Consider the following 22,795-nt stretch of genomic DNA (forward strand, 5'->3'; position numbering starts at 1 on the left):
GCTCAGCTCCTTGCGGGGTGCGTCGGGGTGCGGGCGTCTTCCGGTTCGTGGGGAGGTGCCGTGCCGGCCAGCGCGGCGGCGAGCACCGGGCCGATCCGGTCCAGGGCGTGCGGCCGCAGCATGTGGCCGTGTTCGCACTGCGCGTCGTGGGTGCGGACGGCGCCGGAGACGTACGGCTGCCACGCTTCCGCCGGCCAGTGCGGCTCGCCGCGTTCGGGTTCCGCCTTGAACAGGAGCAGGTCGCCCTCGTAGACGGCGGGCCGGAAGGTGTACCAGCGCAGGCGGGTGTTGTCGGTCAGGGTCTCCGCCACAGCCGTGACGAGGGGTTCGGCCAGCAGCGCGGCCAGCGCGCTGCCCTGGCGGCGGAGGATTTCCGCCGCCCGGGCGGGGTCGAGGCCGGACGGTGCGGCGCCGGGGGCCACCGAGTCGACGAAGAGGTCGGCCACGTCCCGGGCGGTGTGCTGCGGGAGGACGCGGTCGGGTTCGACCTGGAGGGGCGCGGTGTCCAGCAGGGCCAGGAGCGCCACCTTTTCGCCTTGTCGCTGGAGCCGGGTGGCCATCGCGTGGGCGACGGCGCCGCCGAAGGACCAGCCGAGCAGGTGGTAGGGGCCGGCCGGCTGGACGGTGCGGATCCGTTCGAGGTAGTCGGCGGCCATGGCGTCGATGGTGGCGGGGCGGGCGCCGGGTTCGGTCAGGCCGCGTGCCTGGAGCCCGTAGACGGGCCGGTCGTCGAGGTGGCGCAGCAGTCCGGCGTACGGCCAGCCGATGCCCGAAGCGGGGTGGACGCAGAACAGCGGCGGGCGGCTGCCGCGCGGGCGCAGTGGCAGCAGGACGTCCAGGGCGTCCGCGGTCGTGGTGGACGTGTGGTGCAGGGTCCGTACCAGGCCGGCGGGTGTCTGGGCCTCGAACAGGGCGCGGATGCCGGGGTCCGCTCCGAAGACCGCGCGGACGCGGCTGATGAGGCGGGCCGCCAGCAGCGAGTCGCCGCCGAGGTCGAAGAACCCGTCGTCGGCGCCGACCGCGGGCAGGCCGAGCACCTCGGCGAAGAGCGTGCTCATCAGTTCCTCGGGCGGAGAGCCCGGCGCCCGGCCGCCCTCCGGCGCGGTGAAGTCGGGGGCGGGCAGCGCGCGCCGGTCCAGCTTGCCGTTGGCGGTGAGGGGCAGCGCGCACAGCAGGACCACGGCGGCGGGCACCATGAACCGGGGCAGCCGCTGTCCGAGGAACCGGCGCAGCGCTGCGGGGCCGGGCTCGGTGCCGGGGGTGGGGACGGCGTAGGCGACGAGCTGTCTGCGGCCGGGGGCGTCCTCGCGGACCGCCACGGCGGCGCGGTCCACGTCCGGGTGGGCGAGCAGCGCGGCCTGCACCTCGCCGAGTTCGATCCGTACGCCGTGGATCTTCACCTGGTCGTCCATCCGGCCGAGGTATTCCACGACGCCGTCGGCGCGCCGCCGTCCCAGGTCGCCGGTGCGGTACATCCGTGTACCGGGCGGGCCGTACGGGTCGGCGACGAAGCGTTCGGCGGTGCGGGCGGGCCGGTGCAGGTAGCCGCGGGCCAGGCCGGCGCCGGTCAGATGGATCTCGCCGGGCACGCCGGGCGGCACCGCGCGCAGCGTGGCGTCCAGGACGTGGACGTGGGTGTTCCAGATCGGTGTTCCGGCGGCCACGTCGGGTCCGTCGGCGACGGCGTGCAGGCTGTCGCCGCTGGCTTCGGAGGCGCCGTAGAAGTTGACCAGGCGGGCGTGCGGGAGGGCGTCGGCGAACCGCTGGGAGAGGGCGGGCGGCAGGGTCTCGCCGCTGGTCACCCAGAGGGTGCAGGTCGTCAGCAGGCGGGTGTCGCCGTCGAGGAGGGCGGCCAGCAGGCTGGGGACGACGGTGATGCGGGTGGCGCGGTGCCGGGCGAGGAGGGCGGCCAGCGCGTCCGGGCTGCGGGCGGTGAGGGAGTCGGCGAGGACGACCGGCGCACCGTGCAGCAGGGCGCCGAGCAGCTCGGTGGTGCCGTCGATGAAGCTCAGGGTGGTCTTGGCGAGCACCGGCCGCCCGGCGTGCCAGGGGTAGGTGCGGGCGCACCACAGCAGCCGGTTGACGCACCCCCGGTGCAGGCCGACGACGCCCTTGGGGGTGCCGGTGGAGCCGGAGGTGTAGATGACGTACGCCGGGTGGAGCGGCCTGAGGGGCGCGCGCCGGTCGGCGTCGGTGAGGTCGGTGTCCGGCAGCGCGCGGAGCGCCTCGGTGGTGTCCTGGCCGTCCAGGATCAGACGCGGGACGTCCGTACCGGGCAGGGCCGGTGCGGTGTCCCGGTCCGTGACCAGCAGGACGGGCCGGGTGTCGCCGAGCATGAAGGCGAGGCGTTCGGCGGGGTAGTCCGGGTCGAGGAACAGGTAGGCGGCACCGGCCTTGAGGACGGCGAGGACGGCGGTGACCATGGCGGGCGTGCGGGGCAGGGCCAGGGCGACGACGCTTTCGGGTCCGGCTCCGCGGGCGGCCAGCAGGCGGGCGAGGCGGTTCGCCGCGGTGTTGAGTTCCGCGTAGCCGAGGGTGCGGTCGGCGAAGAGCAGGGCGGGGGCGCCGGGGGCGGTGGCCGCCCGGTCCTCGAAGAGGCGCGGGAGGACCAGGTCGGGTACGCCGTGCGCGGTGTCGTTGCGTTCGCGCAGGGTGCGGCGTTCCCGGTCGGAGAGGATGCCGGCCCGGCTGATCCGCTGTCCGGGGTCGGCCGTCGCGGCGTCGGTGATCCGCCGCAGCCGCGCCACGAACGCCTCGACGGTGGGGCGGTCGAAGAGGTCGCTGCTGAATTCGACCATCGCCTCGATACCGGCAGGGGTCCCGTCGGGCGCGCGGTGTTCGGTGGCGTTGATCTCCATGTCGAGCCGGGCGGTACCGGTGCCGACGGACAGCGGGGTGACATCCAGGCCGGGCAGTTCCAGGTCGCGGTCGGCGGCGGACTGCCAGGTCAGCAGCGTCTGGAAGAGCGGGTGGCGGGCGGCCGTGCGCGGCGGGTTGAGGGCTTCCACGAGGTGTTCGAAGGGCACGTCCTGATGGGCGTAGGCGGCGAGGTCGACGTCCCGTACGCGTCCGACGAGTTCGCGGAAGGTGGGGTCGCCGGAGGTGTCGGTCCGCAGGACGAGGGTGTTGACGAAGAAGCCGACGACGTCGTCGAGGGCTTCGTCGGTCCGGCCGGCGGCGGGGGTGCCCAGGGGGATGTCGGTGCCCGCGCCCAGCCGGGTGAGCAGGGCCGCCAGCGCGGCCTGTACGACCATGAACACGCTCGCCCCGCAGTCCCGGGCGAGCCCGGCGAGCCGCTGGTGTGCGGCCGCGTTCCAGGAGAAGGCCAGGACCTCGCCGCGGCCCGAGGGCCGCGCCGGGCGTGGCCGGTCGGTGGGCAGGGTGAGCCGGTCGGGCAGGTCGCGCAGGTGCCCGGTCCAGTACCTGAGCTGTTCGGCGAGGAGGCTGTCGGGGTCGTCCGGGTCGCCGAGGAGTTCGTGCTGCCAGAGGGTGTAGTCGGCGTACTGGACGGGGGGCGGCGGCAGGTCCGGGGTGCGGCCCGCGCGGCGTTCGGTGTAGGCGTGGGCCAGGTCGCGCCACAGGGGGCCGAGGGACCAGCCGTCGGCGGCGATGTGGTGGACGACGAGGACCAGGACGTGGTCCTCGGGGCCGAGGGCGAGCAGTTCGGCGCGGAGCGGGAGTTCGCGGGTCAGGTCGAGGGCCCGGCGGGCGGCGGCGCGGACGCGTCCGGTCACCTCGGCCTCGTCGGCGCCGGTCGCGTCGGTGAGGGTGACGACGGCCTGCGCGGCGTCCCGGCCGAGCACGCTCTGCCGGGGCACGCCGTCGGTCTCGGGCAGGACGGTGCGCAGCACTTCATGCCGTTCCATCACGTCCACCAGCGCGGCGCACAGCGCCGGGGCGTCCAGCGCGCCGGTCAGCCGCATGGCGAGGGGGATGTTGTAGGTGGCGCTCGGTCCTTCCATGCGGTGCAGGAACCACAGGCGGCGCTGTGCGTGGGACAGCGGGACCGGTTCCGGCCGGACGGCGGGGCGGAGCGCGGGCCGGGGCCGCCGGGCGGTGCGCAGCCGGCCGGCCGTACCGGCGGCGGTCGGTGCGGCGAAGAGGTCCCGCAGGTCGAGTTCGGTGCCGAGGACGGTACGGACGCGTGCGGCCAGCCTGGTGGCCAGCAGGGAGTCGCCGCCGAGGTCGAAGAAGCTGTCGTGCACGCCGACCGCGGGCAGCCGCAGCACCTCGGCGAACAGGCCGCACAGCACCTCTTCTTCGGGCGTGCGGGGTGCGCGGCCGTCCGGCGTCCCGGTGAAGCCGGGGTCGGGCAGGGCACGCCGGTCGAGCTTGCCGCCCACCGTCGTGGGGAGCGCGTCCAGCGTGACGACGGCGGCCGGGACCATGTGCGCGGGCAGCCGGGCGCGCAGGAACTCCCGTACGGCGCCCGGTTCGGGGGCGGCGGCGTCCGGTGCGGCGACCACGTAGCCGACGAGCCGTGCGGTGCCCGACGCGTCCGTACGGACGGCTGCCGCGGCGCGGGCGACGGCGGGGTGGGCGGTCAGAGCCGTCTCGATCTCGCCCGGTTCGATCCGGAAGCCCCGCACCTTCACCTGGTCGTCGGCGCGCCCGGCGAACTCCAGCTGTCCGTCGCCCCGCCACCGCACCAGATCACCGGTCCGGTACATCCGCTCCCCCGGCGCCCCGTACGGACACGCCACGAAGCGCTCCGCGGTCTGCCCGGCACGGTTCAGGTAGCCCCGGGCCGTCCCGGCTCCCGCCAGGTACAGCTCGCCGATGACGCCCGGCGGCACCGGCCGCAGCGCCGCGTCGAGCACATAGGCCCGGCTGTGGGTGACGGGCGCGCCGATCGGCGGGGTGCCGGTGCCGTGCAGGGGTTCGCTGAGCGTGGCGCAGACCGTCGCCTCGGTCGGCCCGTACGCGTTGATCATGCGGCGGCCGGACGACCAGCGGGCCACCAGTGCGGCGGTGCCCGCCTCACCGCCGATGACCAGGGTCTCCAGGTCCGGCAGCGCGGCCTGTGGAACGCCGGCCAGCACCGTCGGCGGGAGCAGGCAGTGGCTGACCCGCTCGCGGGCCAGGAACTCCGCCAGCGCCTCGCCGGCCAGCGGCCCGGCCGGCGGCACCACCAGCGTGGCGCCCGCCGCGAAGGCCATCAGCGTCTCCATCACGCAGGCGTCGAAGCTGGGCGAGGCGAACTGGAGCACCCGGCTGCCGGGGCGCAGCCCGAAGCGGGCCGCCTGGGCGGCGGCGAGGGCGTGCAGGCCCGTATGGGGCACCACGACGCCCTTGGGTGTGCCGGTGGAGCCGGACGTGTGGATGACGTAGGCCGGGTGCAGCGGCCTGAGGGGCGCGCGCCGGTCGGCGTCGGTGGGGTTGTGGTCCGGCTGCCCGGCGAGCAGAGCGGCCGTGTCGTCGGCGTCCAGGACGAGGCACGGCGGCCCGCCGGGGGGCAGCTCCGGGGCGGCGTCGGCGGTCGTCATGACGAGGACGGGGGCGGCGTCGCGGAGCAGGTACGCGATCCGCTCCGGGGGCAGGGCGGGGTCCACGGGGAGGTACGCGGCGCCGGTCTTGGCCACGGCGAGGGCCGCCCGGACGGCCGCGGCGGACCGCGGCAGGCAGAGGGCGACGATCCGCTCCGGTCCCGCGCCGCGGGCGGTCAGGAGGTGGGCGAGCCGGTTGGCGTCGGCGTTCGTCTCCGCGTACGTGGCCGACCGCGCCCCTTCGACGAGGGCGGACGCGTCGGGTTCCCGGGCGGCCCGCTCCTCGAACAGCGCGGGGAGGAGACCGGTCGGCAGCCCGTGTGCCGGGCCGCTCCACCGGTGCAGCAGCAGCCGGCGCTCCCCCGGCGAGAGGATGTCCGCCTGTCCGACGGGCCGGTCGGGCCGCGCGACGACCGCCTCCAGGAGCCGCCGCAGCCGTACGGTCAGGCTCTCGGCGGTACCGCGGTCGAACAGGGCGGTGGCGAACTCGACGGATCCGTCCACTCCGGCGGGCAGCCCGCCCGGCGCCCGCCGCTCGGTGAGCCGGAAGGACAGGTCGAATTTGGCGGTGCCGGTGTGCGCCTCCTCCTGCTCGACCGTCACGCCGGGCAGGGCCAGTGCCGCCCCGGACGGGGTGTCCACGGCCAGGGCGATCTGGAAGAGCGGGTTGCGGCCGGCGGAGCGGTCCGGGTTCAGGGCCTCGACCAGCTGCTCGAACGGCAGGTCCTGATGCGCGTACGCCCGCAGGTCGGTCTCGCGCACCCGGTGTACGAGGTCGCGGAACGACGGGTCGCCCGAGGTGTCGGTCCGCAGCACCAGCGTGTTGACGAAGAATCCCACCACATCGTCCAGCACCGCGTCGGTACGGCCTGCCACGGGCGTGCCCAGGGGGATGTCCGTGCCCGCTCCGAGCCGGGTCAGCAGTGCGGCCAAAGCGGCCTGCACCACCATGAACACACTCGCCCCGCACTCCCGGGCCAGTGCCACCACCCGGCCGTGCAACTCCGCGCTCCAGTGGAAGGACACCGTCGCGCCCCGGTGATCGGGAGCGGTGGGACGCGGACGGTCGTACGGCAACGCCAACTCGCCCGGCAGTCCTGCCAGTTGCTTCTGCCAGAAGCGCAGCCGGCTCCCGTTGTCCGCCGACAACGCCCGCTGCCACAGCGCGAAGTCCGCGTACTGCACCGGCAACGCGTCCCACCCGGGCTCACCGCCCGCCACCCGCGCCTCGTACGCCGCCACCACATCCCGCCACAGCGGCCCCAACGACCACCCGTCCGCCGCGATGTGATGCACCAGGACCACCAACACCGCCGTGTCCCCCTCGCCCGCGAACAGCTCGGCCCGGAAGGGCCGTTCCGCGGCCAGATCGAACGCGTACCGCGTGGCGCGGCGTACCGCGGCCGTCATCGTGTCGGCGGTCCAGCGGGCAGCCGGTGTGCGGACGAGGAAGGGGCCGTCCGCCGGGCGCACCACCTGGTACGGCTCGCCGCCCTCCCCTTCGGCGCACACCGTCCGCAGCACCTCGTGCCGCGCCACCACGTCGCCCAGCGCCGTGTCCAGCGCGTCGGCGTCCAGCGGCCCCCGCAGCCGCAGCACCAACGGCACGTTGTACGCCGCGCTCGGACCCGTCATGCGGTGCAGCGTCCAGAGCCGCCGCTGCCCGGAGGACAGTGGTACCCGTGCGGGCCGGGGCAGTGGGCGGAGCGCGGGACGGGGCCAGGCCGCGGTGCCGAGCCGGGTGGCCAGGGCGGCGGGGGTCGGCGTCTCGAAGACGGCGCGGAGTCCGAGTTCCGCGCCGAGCACGGCGCGGACCCGGTTGACGAGCCGGGTGGCCAGCAGCGAGTGGCCGCCGAGTGCGAAGAAGCCGTCCTCGGCGCCGACCTCGGTGACGCCCAGCACCTCGGCGAACAGGCCGCACAGCACCTCTTCCGCGGGTGTGCGGGGCGCGCGTCCGGCAGGACGCTCGCCGGGGTCCGGCGCGGGCAGCGCGCGGCGGTCCAGCTTGCCGCCGGCCGTCAGCGGCAGGGCGTCCAGGAACACGATCGCGGCCGGAAGCAGGTGGCCGGGCAGCCGGGCGCGGAGGAATTCCTGTACGTCCGCGGGGTCCGGCCCACTGCCGTGCGGCTCGTGTGTGGTGCCGACGGCGGGCACCGCGTACGCCACCAGCCGCCGGTCCCCCGGCCGGTCCTCGCGTACGACGACCGCGGCGCGGGCGACGGCGGGGTGGGCGGTGAGGTTCGCTTCGACCTCCCCCGGTTCGATCCGGAAGCCGCGCACTTTGACCTGGTCGTCGGCGCGCCCCACGAACTCCAGCTCGCCGTTGCCCCGCCACCGCACCAGATCACCGGTCCGGTACATCCGCTCTCCCGGCGGCCCGAACGGACACGCCACAAACCGCTCCGCCGTCAGCCCCGGACGACGCACATACCCACGCGCCAGGCCGGGCCCCGCCACGTACAACTCCCCCGCCACCCCCGGCGGCACCGGACGCAACGCCGCATCCAGCACATACACCCGCGAGTTGACGACCGGCGTCCCGATCGGCGGCGCACCGCCCTCCGACAGCGTTCCGCTCAGGGTCGCGCAGACCGTCGTCTCGGTCGGCCCGTACGCGTTGATCATGCGGCGGCCGGACGACCAGCGGACCACCAGCCCGGCGGGGCAGGCTTCACCCGCCACCACGAGCGTGCCGCCCGCGGGCAGACTGCCGGGGTCGAGCGCCGCCAGGGTCGAGGGCGGCAGGGTCAGGTGCGTCACGCCGTACGCGGTCACGGTCCCGGCGAGCGGCGCGCCCGGCAGCAGGCGGTCCGGTGGCGCGGTGACGAGGCAGGCGCCCGTCAGCAGCGCCATGCACAGTTCCCAGAACGACGCGTCGAAGCTCGGTGAGGCGAAGAACAGCACCCGGCTGCCCGGCCCGGCGCCGAGGCGCTCGCGCTGCGTCGCGGCGAGGGAGGCCACGCCGCCGTGGGTGACCACCACGCCCTTCGGCGTACCGGACGAACCGGACGTGTAGATCACGTAGGCGGGACCGGCGGGGAGTGCGGGGGCCGTGCGGTCGGCGTCGGTGAGGTCGGTGTCCGGCTGGGCCGCGAGGGCGCGTTCCGTCTCGCCCGTGTCCAGCAGGAGGCGGGGTACGGACGTGTCCGGCAGCCTGGCGCCGGTCGCGCGGTCGGTGACCAGGAGCGCGGGGGCCGCGTCGCGGAGCAGGTGGGCGATGCGCGCGGCCGGATAGCCGGGGTCGACGGGGAGGTAGGCCGCGCCGGTCTTCAAGACCGCGAGCACGGCCGTGACCAGTCCGGCGGAGCGCGGCAGTGCCAGCGCCACCACGCCTTCCGGCCCGGCGCCCCGGGCGGCCAGCAGCCGGGCGAGCCGGTTGGCGCGGGCGTTCAGCTCGGCGTACGCGAGCCGGGTGTCCGGCGATTCGACCGCCACCGCGTCGGGCGTACGGGCCGCCTGCGCCTCGAACAGAGCGGGCAGCGTCGCGTCGGGCAGCGCGCGGGAGGTTTGGTTCGCGGTCTCCAGCAGCGCGTGCCGCTCGGCGGCGGTCAGGATCTCCAGACTTCCGATGGCCCGTTCCGGCTCCGCGACGGCCGCCGCCAGCAGCCGGTGCAGGCGCGTGAGCAGCCCTTCGACGGTCGCCGTGTCGAACAGGTCCGTACGGAACTCCGCCTCCCCTTCGAGCCCCGCCGGCGCCCGCCCGGCGTCCCGGCGTTCGCGTACGGCGACGGTGAGGTCCACCTTCGCGGTGCCGGTGGGGACATGGACCTCCTCGGCCTCGGCACCGGGCATCCCGTATCCGGTCCCGGCCGTGTTGTTCATGGCGAGGGCGACGTGGAAGAGCGGGTTGCGGCCGGCGGAGCGGTCCGGGTTCAGGGCCTCGACCAGCTGCTCGAACGGCAGGTCCTGGTGCGCGAACGCCCGCAGATCCGTCTCCCGGGTGCGCCGCAGCAGCTCGCGGAACGACGGGTCGCCCGCGGTGTCGGTCCGCAGCACCAGCGTGTTGACGAAGAAGCCCACCGCATCGTCCAGCACCGGATCGGTACGCCCCGCCACCGGCGTCCCGAGCGGAATGTCCGTACCCGCCCCCAACCGGGTCAGCAACGCCACCAGAGCGGCCTGCACCACCATGAAAACACTGGCCCCGCACTCCCGGGCCAGCCCCACCACCCGGCCGTGCAACTCCGCGTCCCACCGGAACGGCACCGTCGCGCCTCGATGACCGGAAGCGGCCGACCGCGGGCGGTCGTACGGCAATACCAACTCGCCCGGCAGGCCTGCCAGTTCCGCCCGCCAGAACTCCGTCTGCCGCGCCGTGCCGCTCCCGCCGTCCTCCAGCGATGCCCGCTGCCACAGCGCGAAGTCCGCGTACTGCACCGGCAACGCGTCCCACCCGGGCTCACCGCCCGCCACCCGCGCCTCGTACGCCGTCACCAGATCCCGCCACAGCGGCCCCAGCGACCACCCGTCCGCCGCGATGTGATGCACCAGGACCACCAGCACCGCCGTGTCCCCGTCGCCCACGAACAGCTCGGCCCGGAACGGGATCTCGGCCGTCAGGTCGAACGCGTACCGCACGGCCCGCACCACCTCGGGCGCGTCGGGCGCCACGGTCCCGGCCGGCGTGACCGTCAGGTACGAGCGGTCCGCGTCATGGTCGCGCACCACCTGGTACGGCTCGCCGCCGTCCCCTTCGGCGAACACCGTCCGCAGCGCCTCGTGCCGCGCCACCACATCGCCCAGCGCCGCGTCCAGCGCGTCCGTGTCCACCGCGCCGCGCAGCCGCAGCACCAGCGGCACGTTGTATCCCGCGCCCGGTCCCTCCAGCCGGTGCAGGAACCACAGGCGTCGCTGCCCGTACGAGAGGGGCAGCCGGGCGGGCCGTTCGGCGCGTACGACGGCGGGGCGGGCGGCCGCCGCGCCGTCCAGGCGCCGGGCCAGCGCAGCCGGAGTGCGCGCCTCGAACAGGGCGCGGATGGTCGGCTCCCGGCCCAGCGCCGCGCGGGCGAGGCCGACCAGCCGGGTCGCGAGGAGGGAGTGGCCGCCCAGTTCGAAGAAGTCGTCGTCGGCGCCCACCTCCGGCAGGCCGAGCACGTCGGCGAACAGGGCGCAGAGGATGTCTTCGCGGGCGTCGCGCGGGGCGCGGCCGGTGGCGGTCCGGCCGGGTTCCGGCAGGGCCCGCGTGTCCAGCTTCCCGTTGGGGGTCAGGGGCAGGGCGTCCAGGACGACGACCGCCGAGGGCAGCAGGTGGGCGGGCAGCCGCTCGCTCAGATGCCGCCGCAGTTCCGCGGAGTGCGGGGTGGCTCCCTCGCCGTGCGCGGCGGTCACGTAGGCCACCAGCCGCCGGTCCCCCGGCCGGTCCTCGCGTACGACGACCGCCGCCGTGCCGACCGCCGGATGCGAGGTCAGCGCCGCCCGCACCTCCCCCGGCTCGATCCGGAAACCCCGCACCTTCACCTGGTCGTCGGCGCGCCCCACGAACTCCAGCTGCCCGTCGCCCCGCCACCGCACCAGATCACCGGTCCGGTACATCCGCTCCCCCGGCGGCCCGAACGGACACGCCACGAACCGCTCGGCCGTCAGTCCTGGACGACGCACATACCCACGCGCCAGCCCGGGCCCCGCCACATACAACTCCCCCGTCACACCTGGCGGCACCGGACGCAGCGCCGCATCCAGCACATACACCCGCGTGCCGGTGATGGGCGTCCCGATCGGCGGTGCAGCGCCGTCCGGCAGTTCGGCGTCCGTCAGCGGCCCGGACATCGTCGCGCAGACCGTCGTCTCGGTCGGCCCGTACACGTTGACCAGGCGGTGCGTGGCCCGCCACCGGGCCGCCAGGTCGGCGGGGCACGCCTCGCCCGCCACCGCGAGCGCGGTCGCCGAGGGCAGCGCGCCGGGCGGCAGTCCGGCGAGGATGCTCGGCGGCAGCTTGAGGTGGGTCACCCCGAACCGGGCGACGGCGTCGGTCAGTTCCGGACCGGCGAGGAGCGTGTCCGCGGGGGCGACGGCGAGGGCGGCTCCGGAGAGGAGGGCGGTGCACAGGTCGGACACGGAGGCGTCGAAGCTCAGGGATGCGAAGAGCAGGACGACGCTGCCGGGGCCGGTGCCGAAGCGGGCGGTCTGCGCGGCGGCGAGCGCGGCGATGCCCTCGTGCGTGACCAGGACGCCCTTGGGTCCGCCGGTCGAGCCGGAGGTGTGGATGACGTACGCGGGGTGCCGGGGGTCGAGGGGTGCGGACCGGTCGGCGTCCCGGACGGGGGTTTCCGGGAGGCCGGCGAGCCGGGCGCGGGTGTCCGGATCGTCCAGTGCGAGGCGCGGTTCCGGGCCCGGTGGCAGCTGTGCGGCGGTGCTGCCGTCCGTGAGCAGAAGCACTGGCCGGGTATCGCGCAGCAGGGTGGTGAGGCGCTCGGCCGGGTGGGCCGGGTCGAGGGGTACGTAGGCGGCACCGGCCTTCAGGACGGCCAGGACCGCGACGATCTGTTCGGCGGAGCGGGGCAGCGCGACGGCCACCGACCGTTCGGGGCCCGCGCCGTGCCAGACGATCAGGCGGGCCAGCCGGTTGGCCGCCGCGTCCAGCTCGGCGTACGTCAGCGTGGTACCGGCGCTCCGTACCGCCGTGGCCCCGGGCGTCCGCGCCGCCTGTGCTGCGAAGAGGGCGGGCCAGGTGCGCGGGGCGGGGACGGGGCCGGGGGCGGTGCTCCAGGTGTGCAGGACGCGGGCGTGTTCCGCGGGCGAGAGGACGGGGAGGTCGCCCACGGTGCGTTCGGGGTCGTCGGCTGCCGCCTTCAGGACCCGGACCAGGCGGCCCAGGACGGCTGCCGCGGCCCGTGCGTCGAACACGTCCGGGCGGTGGCCCAGTTTGAGGCGCAGCCGTTCACCGGGGAGGACGGACAGGCTCAGCGGGTAGTGGGTGCCGGCGGTGATGCGGGGTTCGGCGGCCCGCAGCGGGCCGTCGGCGCCCGGTGGCTCCGCGGGGAGGTTCTCGAAGACCAGCAGGGTGTCGAAGAGCTGGTCGTGGCCGCAGCGGCGGTGCAGCTCGGAGAGGCCGAGGTGCTGGTGGGGCAGCAGCCCGGCCTGGTCGTCCTGGAGAACGGCCAGGGTCCGGGCGAAGGGCCGGGCGGCGTCGAGACGCACCCGTACCGGCACGGTGTTGTTGAACATCCCGACCATGTCCTCGACTCCGGGCAGCCCCGGGGGCCGGCCGGCGACCGTGGCGCCGAAGAGGATGTCGTCCTGACCGGTCAGGCAGCGCAGCACCACGGCCCAGGCGCCCTGGAGCACGGTGTTCAGCGTCAGTCCGTGGCGGCGGGCCAGCGTGCGCAGGTCCGCGGTCAGCCGGGCGGACAGCGTGGCCCGGACGCGTTCGTGTTCCACGGTGCCGTCGGCCGCGTGCCCGGACGCCACGAGGGTCGGGGCCGCCACGCCGGACAGTGCCCGCTGCCACGCGGCTCCGGCCGCCGTACGGTCCTGGGCGACGAGTTGTCGCAGGTACTCCCGGTACGGCGCGGGGGCGGGAAGGCCCGCGGGGTCGCCGCCCGCCGCGTGCACGGCCAGCAGGTCCCGCAGCACCAGCGGCCCGGACCAGCCGTCCATGATCAGATGCTGGGCCGTCAGCAGCAGCCGGTGGTGGTCGGGGCCCAGGCGGAGCAGGGTGAGCCGCAGCAGGGGGCCGTGCGCGAGGTCGAAGCGGGTCGCGCGCTCGCGGGCCGCGATACGGGTCGCGCGGACGGCCTGTTCGTCACCGGCCAGGTCCGCGAGGTCGTGCTCGGCCCACGGGAGGGCCACCGCGTGCGGGTGCGGCACCACCTGTACGGGCGTGCGCAGGCCGTCGTGCCGGAAGGCGACGCGGAGGGCGGGGTGACGTTCCAGGACGGCCTGCCCCGCCGCGCGCAGCGCTTCCGGGTCGAGGGGGCCGTGCAGGTCCACGGCGAGCTGGCTGGTGTAGACGTCCGGGGCCTGCTCGTCGTACAGGGCGTGGAAGAGCAGTCCTTCCTGGAGCGGTGTCAGGGGCCAGACGTCGGCCAGGTCCGGGCACTCCCGCGTCAGCCGGGCGGTCTCCTCCTCGGTGAGGGCGACGAGGGGGAAGTCGGCCGAGGTGCGGCCGTCGGCTCCCGGCGCCGTGGCCCGGTCCGCGAAGGCGGTGAGGAGGCCGAGCCAGGTGTCCGCGAGGTCGCGTACCTCGTCCTCGGTGAACAGGGCGCCGGGCCAGGACCAGGTCGCCGTCAGGACCGGGCCGCCGGGCCGGTCCTCGGCGAGTGCGTCCAGCTGGACGGGGTGGGAGGCCGGGAGCGCGGGGTCGGCGCCGCCGGTGATGCCGCCGGAGCCGGGCACCGGCGCCCAGTCCCCGGCGTCCCCGGCGAGGCGGCCGAGGTAGTTGTAGCCGACCAGGGGGCGGGCACCGCGCGCGAGGGCCGGGGCGGTCTGCGGGTTGAGATGGCGCAGCAGGCCGTAGCCGATGCCGTTGCCGGGGATGGCGCGCAGTTGTTCCTTGACGCGCCGGTATGCCCGGTCGAGCGCGGGGCCGCCGGTGCGCAGCCGGGCGGCGTCGGCGCTGCCCGGGTCGAGGCGTACGGGGTGGACGCTGGTGAGCCAGCCGACGGTCCGCGCCAGGTCGGTGCCCGCGACCGCCGTTCCGGTGTCCGCCTCCGGCCCGTCACCCGGGTCCTCGCGGCCGTGCCGTTCGACGTCGAGCAGGACGGCGGTGTCCGGGCAGCCCGTACGGCGGCGGCGCCAGTCGGCGACGGCGAGGGAGAGAGCGGTGAGCAGGACGTCGTCGGTCCTGCCCTGCAGGGCGGCGGGCACCGGGCCGAGCAGCGCGGCCGTCCGTTCCGGCGGCAGGGTCACGGTCAGCTGCCGCACGGTGCCGGCCAGGTCGCGGGCGGGGTCGTACGGCAGCCGGGACAGGGGCGGTTCGGCGGTGTCGAGCAGGCCGGCCCACAGGGGGAGTTCGGCGACCCGCTCGGGGCGTTCGGCCAGCGCAGCGAGCCGCTGGGACCAGGCGCGCAGCGAGGTGCCCACCGGTTCGAGCGCGGGCGGGCGCCCGGCCGCGGCGGCCTCCCAGGCGGCTTTCAGGTCGGGCAGCAGCACGCGCCAGGACACACCGTCCACCGCGAGGTGGTGGGTCATCAGGAGCAGCCGCCCCGGCCGGTCGGGGCCGGTGTCGAACCAGACGGCCTGGACGAGCCCCGCGGTCCGGTCCGACTCCGGGTCCAGCCGGTCCCGGGCGGCGTCCCTGTGGTGCCGTACGGCGTCGTCGAACGCGGTGGCGTCCAGTCCGGCGGCGTCCACCCGGTGTACGCAGTCCGGGCCGGTGTCCGTGCCCGGCGGGGCGATGTCCAGGGTCCAGACCACGCCGCCCACCCGGGTCAGCCGCAGCCGCAGTGCGTCGTGGTGGTCGATCACCGTGCGCAGCGCGGTGGCCAGATGGTGGCGGCCGAGGCCGGGCGGTACCTGGACCAGCACCGACTGGTGGCAGCCGGCCACCGGGCCGCCGGTTTCCCGGAGGGCGTGCATGACAGGGGTGAGGGGCAGCGGGCCGCTGTCGTGCCCGGTGGGCCCGGCGGGTGTGTCCGGCGCCCGGCCCGCCTGTGCGGCGAGGGCTTCGACGGTGGGGTGGCGGAAGACGTCGCGCGGGGTCAGGGCGAGTCCGGCCCGCCGGGCGCGGCTCACGAGCTGGATGGCGATGATGCTGTCCCCGCCGAGGTCGAAGAAGCCGTCATCCACGCCCACCGCGCCGGCGTCCAGACCGAGCACCTCGGAGAAGAGGCGGCACAGCGTCCGCTCCCGTTCGTCGCGGGGCGCCCGACGCGCGGACGCGGCGGCGTAGTCGGGCAGCGGGAGGCGGGCGCGGTCGAGCTTGCCGGTGCCGGTCAGCGGCAGCGCGTCCACGGCGACGACGGTGGCGGGCACCATGTGGTCCGGCAGCCGCCCGGCCGCGTACCGGCGCAGCTCCCGCGGATCGGCGGTACGGCCCGCAGCGGAGGTCACGTACGCCACCAGACGCCGGTCCCCCGGCCGGTCCTCGCGCACCACGACCGCGGCCGTGCCGACCGCCGGGTGCGAGGTCAGCGCGGCCCGTACCTCCCCCGGCTCGATCCGGAAGCCCCGCACCTTCACCTGGTCGTCGGCGCGCCCCACGAACTCCAGCCCGCCGTCGGCGCGGCGGCGCACCACGTCACCGGTCCGGTACATCCGCTCCCCCGGCGCCCCGTACGGGCACGCCACGAAGCGCTCCGCCGTGAGCGCGCTCCGGCCCAGGTAGCCGCGTGCCAGCCCCGCGCCCGCGATGTACAGTTCCGCCGCGACGCCGGGCGGCACCGGGCGCAGCGCGTCGTCGAGGACGTGGAGGCGGATGCCGCCCAGCGGCCGGCCGAGGGACGGGGGGCGGTCGTCCGGGAGGGGCCCGTCGAGGAATCCGGCGACCACGAACACGGTGGTCTCGGTGGGGCCGTAGGCGTGGACGAAGCGGGCGCCGGGCAGCAGCTCACGGCCTTCGCGCGCGACCCGGGCGGGCAGGATCTCGGCGCCGAGTTCGACGCGGCGCACGGTCAGTTCCCCGGCGGGGCCGGGGTTCTCGCGCAGGGTTTGCGTCAGCTGCTCGAAGGCCGTCGGGGTCTGGTGCAGCTGGGTGACGCCTTCCCGTACGAGCAGCCGCAGCAGCCCGTCCGGAGCGCGGCTCTCCTCGTACGGCACCACGACCAGCCGGGCGCCGTGCAGCAGCGGGCCCCACATCTCCCAGACCGAGAGGTCGAAGGTGTGGGAGTGGAGCAGCGGCGTGACGTCGCCGGCACGGAAGTCGAGGTCCGGCGCGTCGGTGAACAGGCGGGCCACCGCCTGGTGCGGGACCACCACGCCCTTGGGGACGCCGGTGGAGCCGGAGGTATGGATGACGTACGCCGGATGGGCGGGGAACAGGGGGCGGCGGCGCTCGTGATCGCGTACGGGCCTGTCGGAGCACCGGCGGAGCGCGTCGGCCATCTCCTGGCCGTTCCAGAGCAGATGGGGGGCGGGGGGTGCTGCCGTCGGTGTCCGGGTGGTGAGCAGCAGCACCGGGCGGGCGTCGCGCAGGATCTTGTTGTTGCGTTCGGCGGGCTGGCCGGGTTCCAAGGGCACGTAGGCCGCGCCGGTCTTCAGCACCGCCAGTACGGCGGTGACAAGATCGGCCGAACGCGGCAGCTCCACCGCCACGAACCGCTCGGGCCCGGCGCCCCGTTCGATGAGCAGCCGTGCCACCCGGTTCGCGGCGGCGTCCAGCTCGCCGTAGGTGAGGGTGGTGTCGAGGTGGGTCAGCGCCGGCGCGCCGGGGGTGCGGGCCGCCTGGGCCGCGAACAGGTCCGGGAGCAGGGCCGCGGGCGCCTGAGGGCCGGGGGCGCGCGGCCCGGCCACCGGCGCGGCGCCCTCTTCCCCGGCCGTGGGCTCACCGGTCGTGGGCTCACCGGTCGTGGGCTCACCGGTCGTGGGCTCACCGGCCGTGGGCTCGCCGGTCGTGGGCTCATCGGCCGTAGGAACACCCGAGGAGGACTCACCGGCCGCACGTCCGTCGGGAACGCCGATCGGCCGGTCCGGGTCGGCGGTCACCTCCGTCAGCAGGCACCGCAGCCGGTCCAGCAGGTCTTCGACGGTGGCCTGGTCGAACAGATCGGCGTTGAAGTGCGCGGCGCCGGTGAGCGTGTCCGCCCCCACGCCGTCGCCGGGCGTCTCCGTGACGCTGATCTCCAGGTCGGTGACGAGCTTGCCGGTGTGCAGTTCCCGGGCCACGGCGGTGGCGTCGGACAGCCCGGGGACGGCGCCGGGCGCGTTCTGCCAGACCAGCAAGGTCTGGAACAGCGGATGGCGGTCGTCCGGACGGTCCGGGCGGAGCGCCTCGACGACCCGCTCGACCGGCACGTCCTGGTGGGCGTACGCCTCCAGGCCGGTTTCGCGTACGCGAGCGAGCAGGGCGCGGAAGTCCGGCGCGCCCGAGGTGTCCACCCGCAGCACCAGCGTGTTGACGAAGAACCCGACCAGGTCGTGCAGCGCCGTGTCGGTGCGGCCGGCGACGGGCGTGCCGATCGGGATGTCCTCGCCCGCGCCCAGCCGGGTCAGCAGGGCGGCGAGTCCCGCCTGCACCACCATCGACGCGGTCGCACCGCACTCCCGCGCCAGGTCGCGGACGGCTGCCAGCAGGGCGCCGTCCCACCGGAAGCAGCAGGTCCCGCTCCGTCCGGTGGGGCTGTCCGGGCGTGGCCGGTCGTAGGGCAGGGCGATCCGCGCCGGCAGCCCGGCCAGCTTCTTCGTCCAGTAGGCGAGCTGCGCGGCGGCCGTGGTGACGCCGGTTCCGTCGTCGGTGTCGAGCAGTTCGCGCTGCCACAGGGTGTAGTCGGCGTACTGGACCGGCAGCGGGTCCCAGGACGGCGGGCGTCCCTGCCGGCGCTCGTCGTAGGCGTGGGCGAGATCGCGCCACAGGGGCGCCAGTGACCAGCCGTCCGCCGCGATGTGGTGCAGCGTCAGCGACAGCAGGTGCTCCCCGGGCCCGAGGGCGAACAGACAGGCCCGTACGGGTGGTTCGGCCGCGAGGTCGAAGTCCCGGCCCGCGGCCTCCCGCACCTGGTCGTGCACGGTGTCCTGGGTGGTCGCGACGACCGGCAGCCCGGGCCGTACGGCGTCCGGGGGCAGGACGTACTGGTACGGCCCGTCGTCGTCCTCCGGGAAGACGGTACGCAGGGACTCGTGGCGCAGCAGGAGGTCGCGCAGCGCGACTTCCAGCGCCGTACGGTCGAGCGGTCCGGAGATTCTGAGGGTCAGCGGGATGTGGTGGGTGAACCGCGGTCCTTCCAGGTGGTGCAGGAACCACAGGCGGCGCTGCGCGAAGGACAGCGGCAGCCGGGCGGGGCGGTGGTCCCGGGCCGTCGGCGCGGGGCGGCGGTGGCCACCGGTGGCCAGCCGCGCGGCCAGGCCGGCCGGCGTCGGTGTCTCGAACACCGCGCGCAGGCCCAGCTCCGTGCCGAAGACCGACCGGACCCGGTTGACCAGCCCGGTCGCCAGCAGCGAGTGGCCGCCGAGGTCGAAGAAGTTCTGGTCCGGGCCGACTTCGGCGAGGGAGAGGGTTTCCGCGAAGAGGCCGCACAGGATCTCTTCGCGGGCGTCGCGCGGTGCGCGGGCGCCGGGGTCGTGGAGCGTGGCGTCGTCCCGGTCGGGTGCGGGCAGTGCCTGCCGGTCCAGCTTGCCGTTCGCCGTCATCGGCAGCGCGTCGAGGACCAGGACGGCGGACGGGACCATGTGGTGCGGCAGCCGGGCCGCGGCGGCCTTGCGGACGGCGCCGCCCAGTGCGGCGGCGGCCCGGCGCCGGGCCGGTTCGCTGGTCAGCGCCCGCAGGGAGCCCGCGTCGGCTCCGGTGCGTGCCGGTGGGAGGTGGACGTCGGTGTACGCCACGGGGTCCGCGGCCCTGCCCGGCCGTCCGCACGCCGCGCCGTCGCGTTCCGGCTCCGGCAGGAACACCGCGTCCAGGCTGCCGTCCTCCGCCCCGGACCAGGTGACCAGGGCGTGGTAGCCGACGGTGGCGGCCAGGTCGTGCAGGTCGTCCGGGTCCACGGCCGGTGCGGTGCCGGCCGTCCCCTCCTCGTCCCAGCGCGCGTTGGGGATGCCGCTCACCCGCAGGGCGGTGGGCCTGCCCGTGCGCAGCCGGTGCACCAGCGACGGCAGTCCGGGCAGCTCGCTCCCCCACTGCACGCGGGGCGCGTCGGCGAGGGAGACCACGGGGAACGGCCCCTTGCGCAGCACCACGTCGTACCGGTAGCGGGTCAGTTCGTTGTGGTACCGGCCGCGCTTGACGCGGATGTCCACCGCGCTCACCTCGGGCAGCGTGCCGTCGGGCAGGGCGGCGAAGAAGCCGGGCGCGACGAGCAGTTCCTTGTCGCGCGCCATGCTCCGCCGGACCGCGGCGGCCAGGGCGGCGCCCTCGATGGCCCCGCGGCGGGCGGTGCGCTGCCGGTGCAGAACGAGTGCGGTGTGGAAACGGCGGGCCAGCCGCAGGTCGCGTACGTCGCCGATGAACAGGGCGCCGCCGGGCGCGAGGCGGTCGAGCGCGCCGCGCAGGACGGCGAGCAGATAGCCGGTGTCGGGGAAGTACTGCGCCACGGAGTTCAGCACGACGACGTCGAAGGCGCCCTCCGGCAGCCCCCGCATGTCGTCGGCGGCCTGGCAGGTCAGCGTGGTGCGGTCGGCCAGGCCGGGGACCTCCGCCACCTTGGCGCGCAGTCCGGTGACGGCCTCGGCGGACAGGTCGGTGCCCCGGTAGCTCTCGCAGTGCGGGGCCAGCCGGGCCAGCAGGAGGCCGGTGCCGACACCGATCTCCAGGACCCGGCGTGGCCGCAGGGCCCGTACCCGCTCCACCGTGGCGTCGCGCCACTCCCGCATGTGCTCCAGCGGGAACGGCCGTCCATCGAGGCTGCTCCGCCAGCCCGCGAAGTCCTCGCCCAGAGCGACGGGCCGGCCCCCGGAACCGGCGTACAGATCGTCGTACACCTGCTGCCACACCGTCAGCGCCGCCTCGGCACCCGGGGCCCGCCCGGCGGGTGCCTCCGGGGCGGTGTCCGGGTGCGGTACGACGTAACCGACCAGGCTGGGCCCGCGGTCCGCGTCCCGGTGGACGGCCACCGCCGCCTGTGCGACGTCCGGGTGGGCCGCGAGCGCGCTCTCCACCTCGCCCGGTTCGATGCGGAACCCGCGGATCTTGACCTGGTCGTCGGTGCGGCCGACGAACTCCAGGACGCCGCCGGCGCCGCGCCGCACCAGGTCGCCGGTGCGGTACATGCGCGCGCCGGGCGGACCGTACGGGCAGGCCACGAAGCGTTCGGCGGTCAGTGCGGGGCGGCCCAGGTAGCCACGGGCCAGCCCCGCGCCCGCGACGTACAGCTCACCCGTCCCACCGGGCAGCACCTCGCCCATCCGGTCGTCCAGGACGTACAGCGCCAGGTCGGGGATCGCCTCCCCGATGACGCTCGGCGCGCCCGGCAGGGCGATGCCGCGTCCGTAGGCGGCGTAGGTGGCGTGCACGGTGGTCTCGGTCGTGCCGTACATGTTGACGATCCGCGGCGCGTCGTCCGGATGCCGGGCGTACCAGTCGGCGAGCCGGGCGGGGTCAAACGCCTCGCCGGCGAGGACGACCGTGCGCAGCGGCGCGGCCCGCAGCACGCCGGGGTCCGCGCGGTCGGCGGTGAGCAGCGCGTAGAAGGCGGTCGGCGTCTGGGACAGGACGGTGACCCGCTCGCGGGCGAGCAGGGCGAGAAACTCGGCGGGCGCCCGGCTGACCCGGTACGGGACGACCACCAGCCGGCCGCCGGTCAGCAGCGCGCCGAACATCTCCCACACCGAGACGTCGAAGGCGTAGGAGTGGAAGAGGGTCCAGGTGTCGTCGGGCCCGAAGCCGAACCAGTGCGCGGTGGAGGTGAGCAGGCGGGTGACGTTGGCGTGGGTGACCAGCACGCCCTTCGGGGTGCCCGTGGAGCCCGACGTGTGGATGACGTACGCGCAGTCGTGCGGATCCGACCGCCCGCCGCGGTCGGCGTCGGTGAGGGGCGTGGGCAAGGAGCCGGCCAGCAGCCGCCGTGTGCCGTCGTCGTCGAGCAGGACCACGGGCACGCCGCCCGGGCGGCCGGTCCCGGCGGGCAGCCCGCCGGCGGCCTCGCGCGCCGTCAGTACGGCGACGGGCGCCGTGTCCCGCAGCAGGAAGCCGATGCGCTCGGCCGGGTACGCGGGGTCCACCGGCACATAAGCGGCACCGCACTTGAGGACCGCCAGGACGGCGACGACCAGGTCCGCGGTGCGCGGCAGCACCAGCGCCACCGCCCGCCGGGGGCCGGCGCCGCGGCCGAGGAGGAACCGGGCCAGCCGGTTGGCGGCGGCCTCCACCTCCGCGTACGTCATCCGTACGTCCCCGCACACCACGGCGACGGCGCCGGGCGTCCGGTCCGCCTGCCGGGTGAACAGCTCGCCCAGCGTCGCGGCCGAAGCGCTCCGGCCGGTGACCGAGGCACCGCCCGGCGTCCCACCGGGCAGCGACCCGTCCTGTTCGTCGAACGTCACTTTCACAGACCTCTCGCACAACGGGCGCGCGGCTGGACGGCGCGGCACCACACAGCGGTGTCGGGCGCGGCGGGGTCCCGGGGCCGGGGGCGCCGTCGGCCCCGGGATCAGCTCCAGTACTGGAGCGGCTCGCCGGGGCCCTTGCAGGCGATGAACGCGGCCATGCCGACCCGGTGCCCGTCCCGGGCCGGAGTGACGGCGTGCAGCATCCGCGAGCTGAAGATGACGAGGTCGCCCGCCCGCGGGTGGATGACATGGGCCGGGGGCTCCACGGCCGCCGGGTCCAGGCCCTCGACCTCCAGAATGGTCCTGGTCTCCGCGGCCGTCGGGTCGCGGCGCCACAGCTGGAGGTCGCCGCCCTCCTCGGGGACCTGGAGATAGACGTTGGCGACCAGTTGCTCGGTCACCCCGGCGATCTCCGGGGCGTCCGTCTCCTGCTCGATGTGGTCGTTGTGCGGGTGGAACACCGACGTCGTCGGGTGGAACACGCGCAAGGCGCCGACGAAGCACGGACGGCCGCGCAGGCGCAGCAGGTTGGCGCCGGCCGGCCAGCACTCCTGGAGCAGCAGCCGTACGTGGTCCACCGGCGACAGATACGGCGCGAACAGGGCGCGCACCTCGTGGATGGAGGGGAGCGCGGCGTCGTGGTAGCGGGCGGTCAGTTCCGGGTCCCATGCCGTGTCGATGTGCGGCATGAAAATTCGTCCCACGGTACTCGTATATTTCTTGTGATAATGCCCCAGCGCCTTGTGCCGGACGGCTTTCCCGGCCACTTCCGCGGCGATCCGCCGGTCGCAGAAGCCGGGTACGTGAATGGCCGCGATCTCCCGGCGGGCCAGCCGCAACAGGGAATCCCGGGTCAGTTCGCGGGCGAAGTCGGCTTCTCCGGCGACGGCGTCCGTGACCCGTACGCCGGGGCCGGAAGCAATCGAAGTCACGTCGTCACACTCCACTCAACAGTGCACAGCAAGGAGGATTCCGGTCGGCCGCCGGCACCTCACCGCACGGTCGCCACCGGTCCCGGGCACGGGAAAACCGAGGTGCTGCCGGAAAATATGAGCACAACCCACGCCCTTTCCGCTCCCGGTCGCCTGCGCACCGCTCTTCCGGAAATCGCGGGGCACGTCCGGGACCAGACTCTCCCGGCCCGCCGACCGCTACACCGCACTCGCGGACAGCCCGTCCCATCGGGGGAATGCGCAGGCCGGCCCTGGACAGGTGCCGGTGGAAAGACGTTCCGACAA

At 75.5% G+C, this 22,795-nt stretch carries 2 protein-coding genes; both read right to left on the reverse strand.

Features of this window, described 5'->3' with window-relative positions; all coding sequences use genetic code 11:
• Positions 1–2 precede the first annotated feature (2 nt).
• Entirely contained in the window at positions 3–21,551 is a 21,549-nt protein-coding gene (locus ACH4FX_RS20395) for a non-ribosomal peptide synthase/polyketide synthase (RefSeq protein WP_398480830.1), read from the reverse strand.
• Positions 21,552–21,658: 107 nt separating this feature from the next.
• Positions 21,659–22,489 carry a 2OG-Fe(II) oxygenase gene (locus tag ACH4FX_RS20400; protein ID WP_398480832.1) on the reverse strand — a complete coding sequence of 277 codons (831 nt, stop codon included), beginning with the start codon at positions 22,487–22,489 and terminating at the stop codon, positions 21,659–21,661.
• Positions 22,490–22,795 lie beyond the last annotated feature (306 nt).

Origin of the sequence: Streptomyces sp. NPDC018019 (genome assembly GCF_044327805.1) — a bacterium.
Taxonomy (GTDB): Bacteria; Actinomycetota; Actinomycetes; order Streptomycetales; family Streptomycetaceae; genus Streptomyces.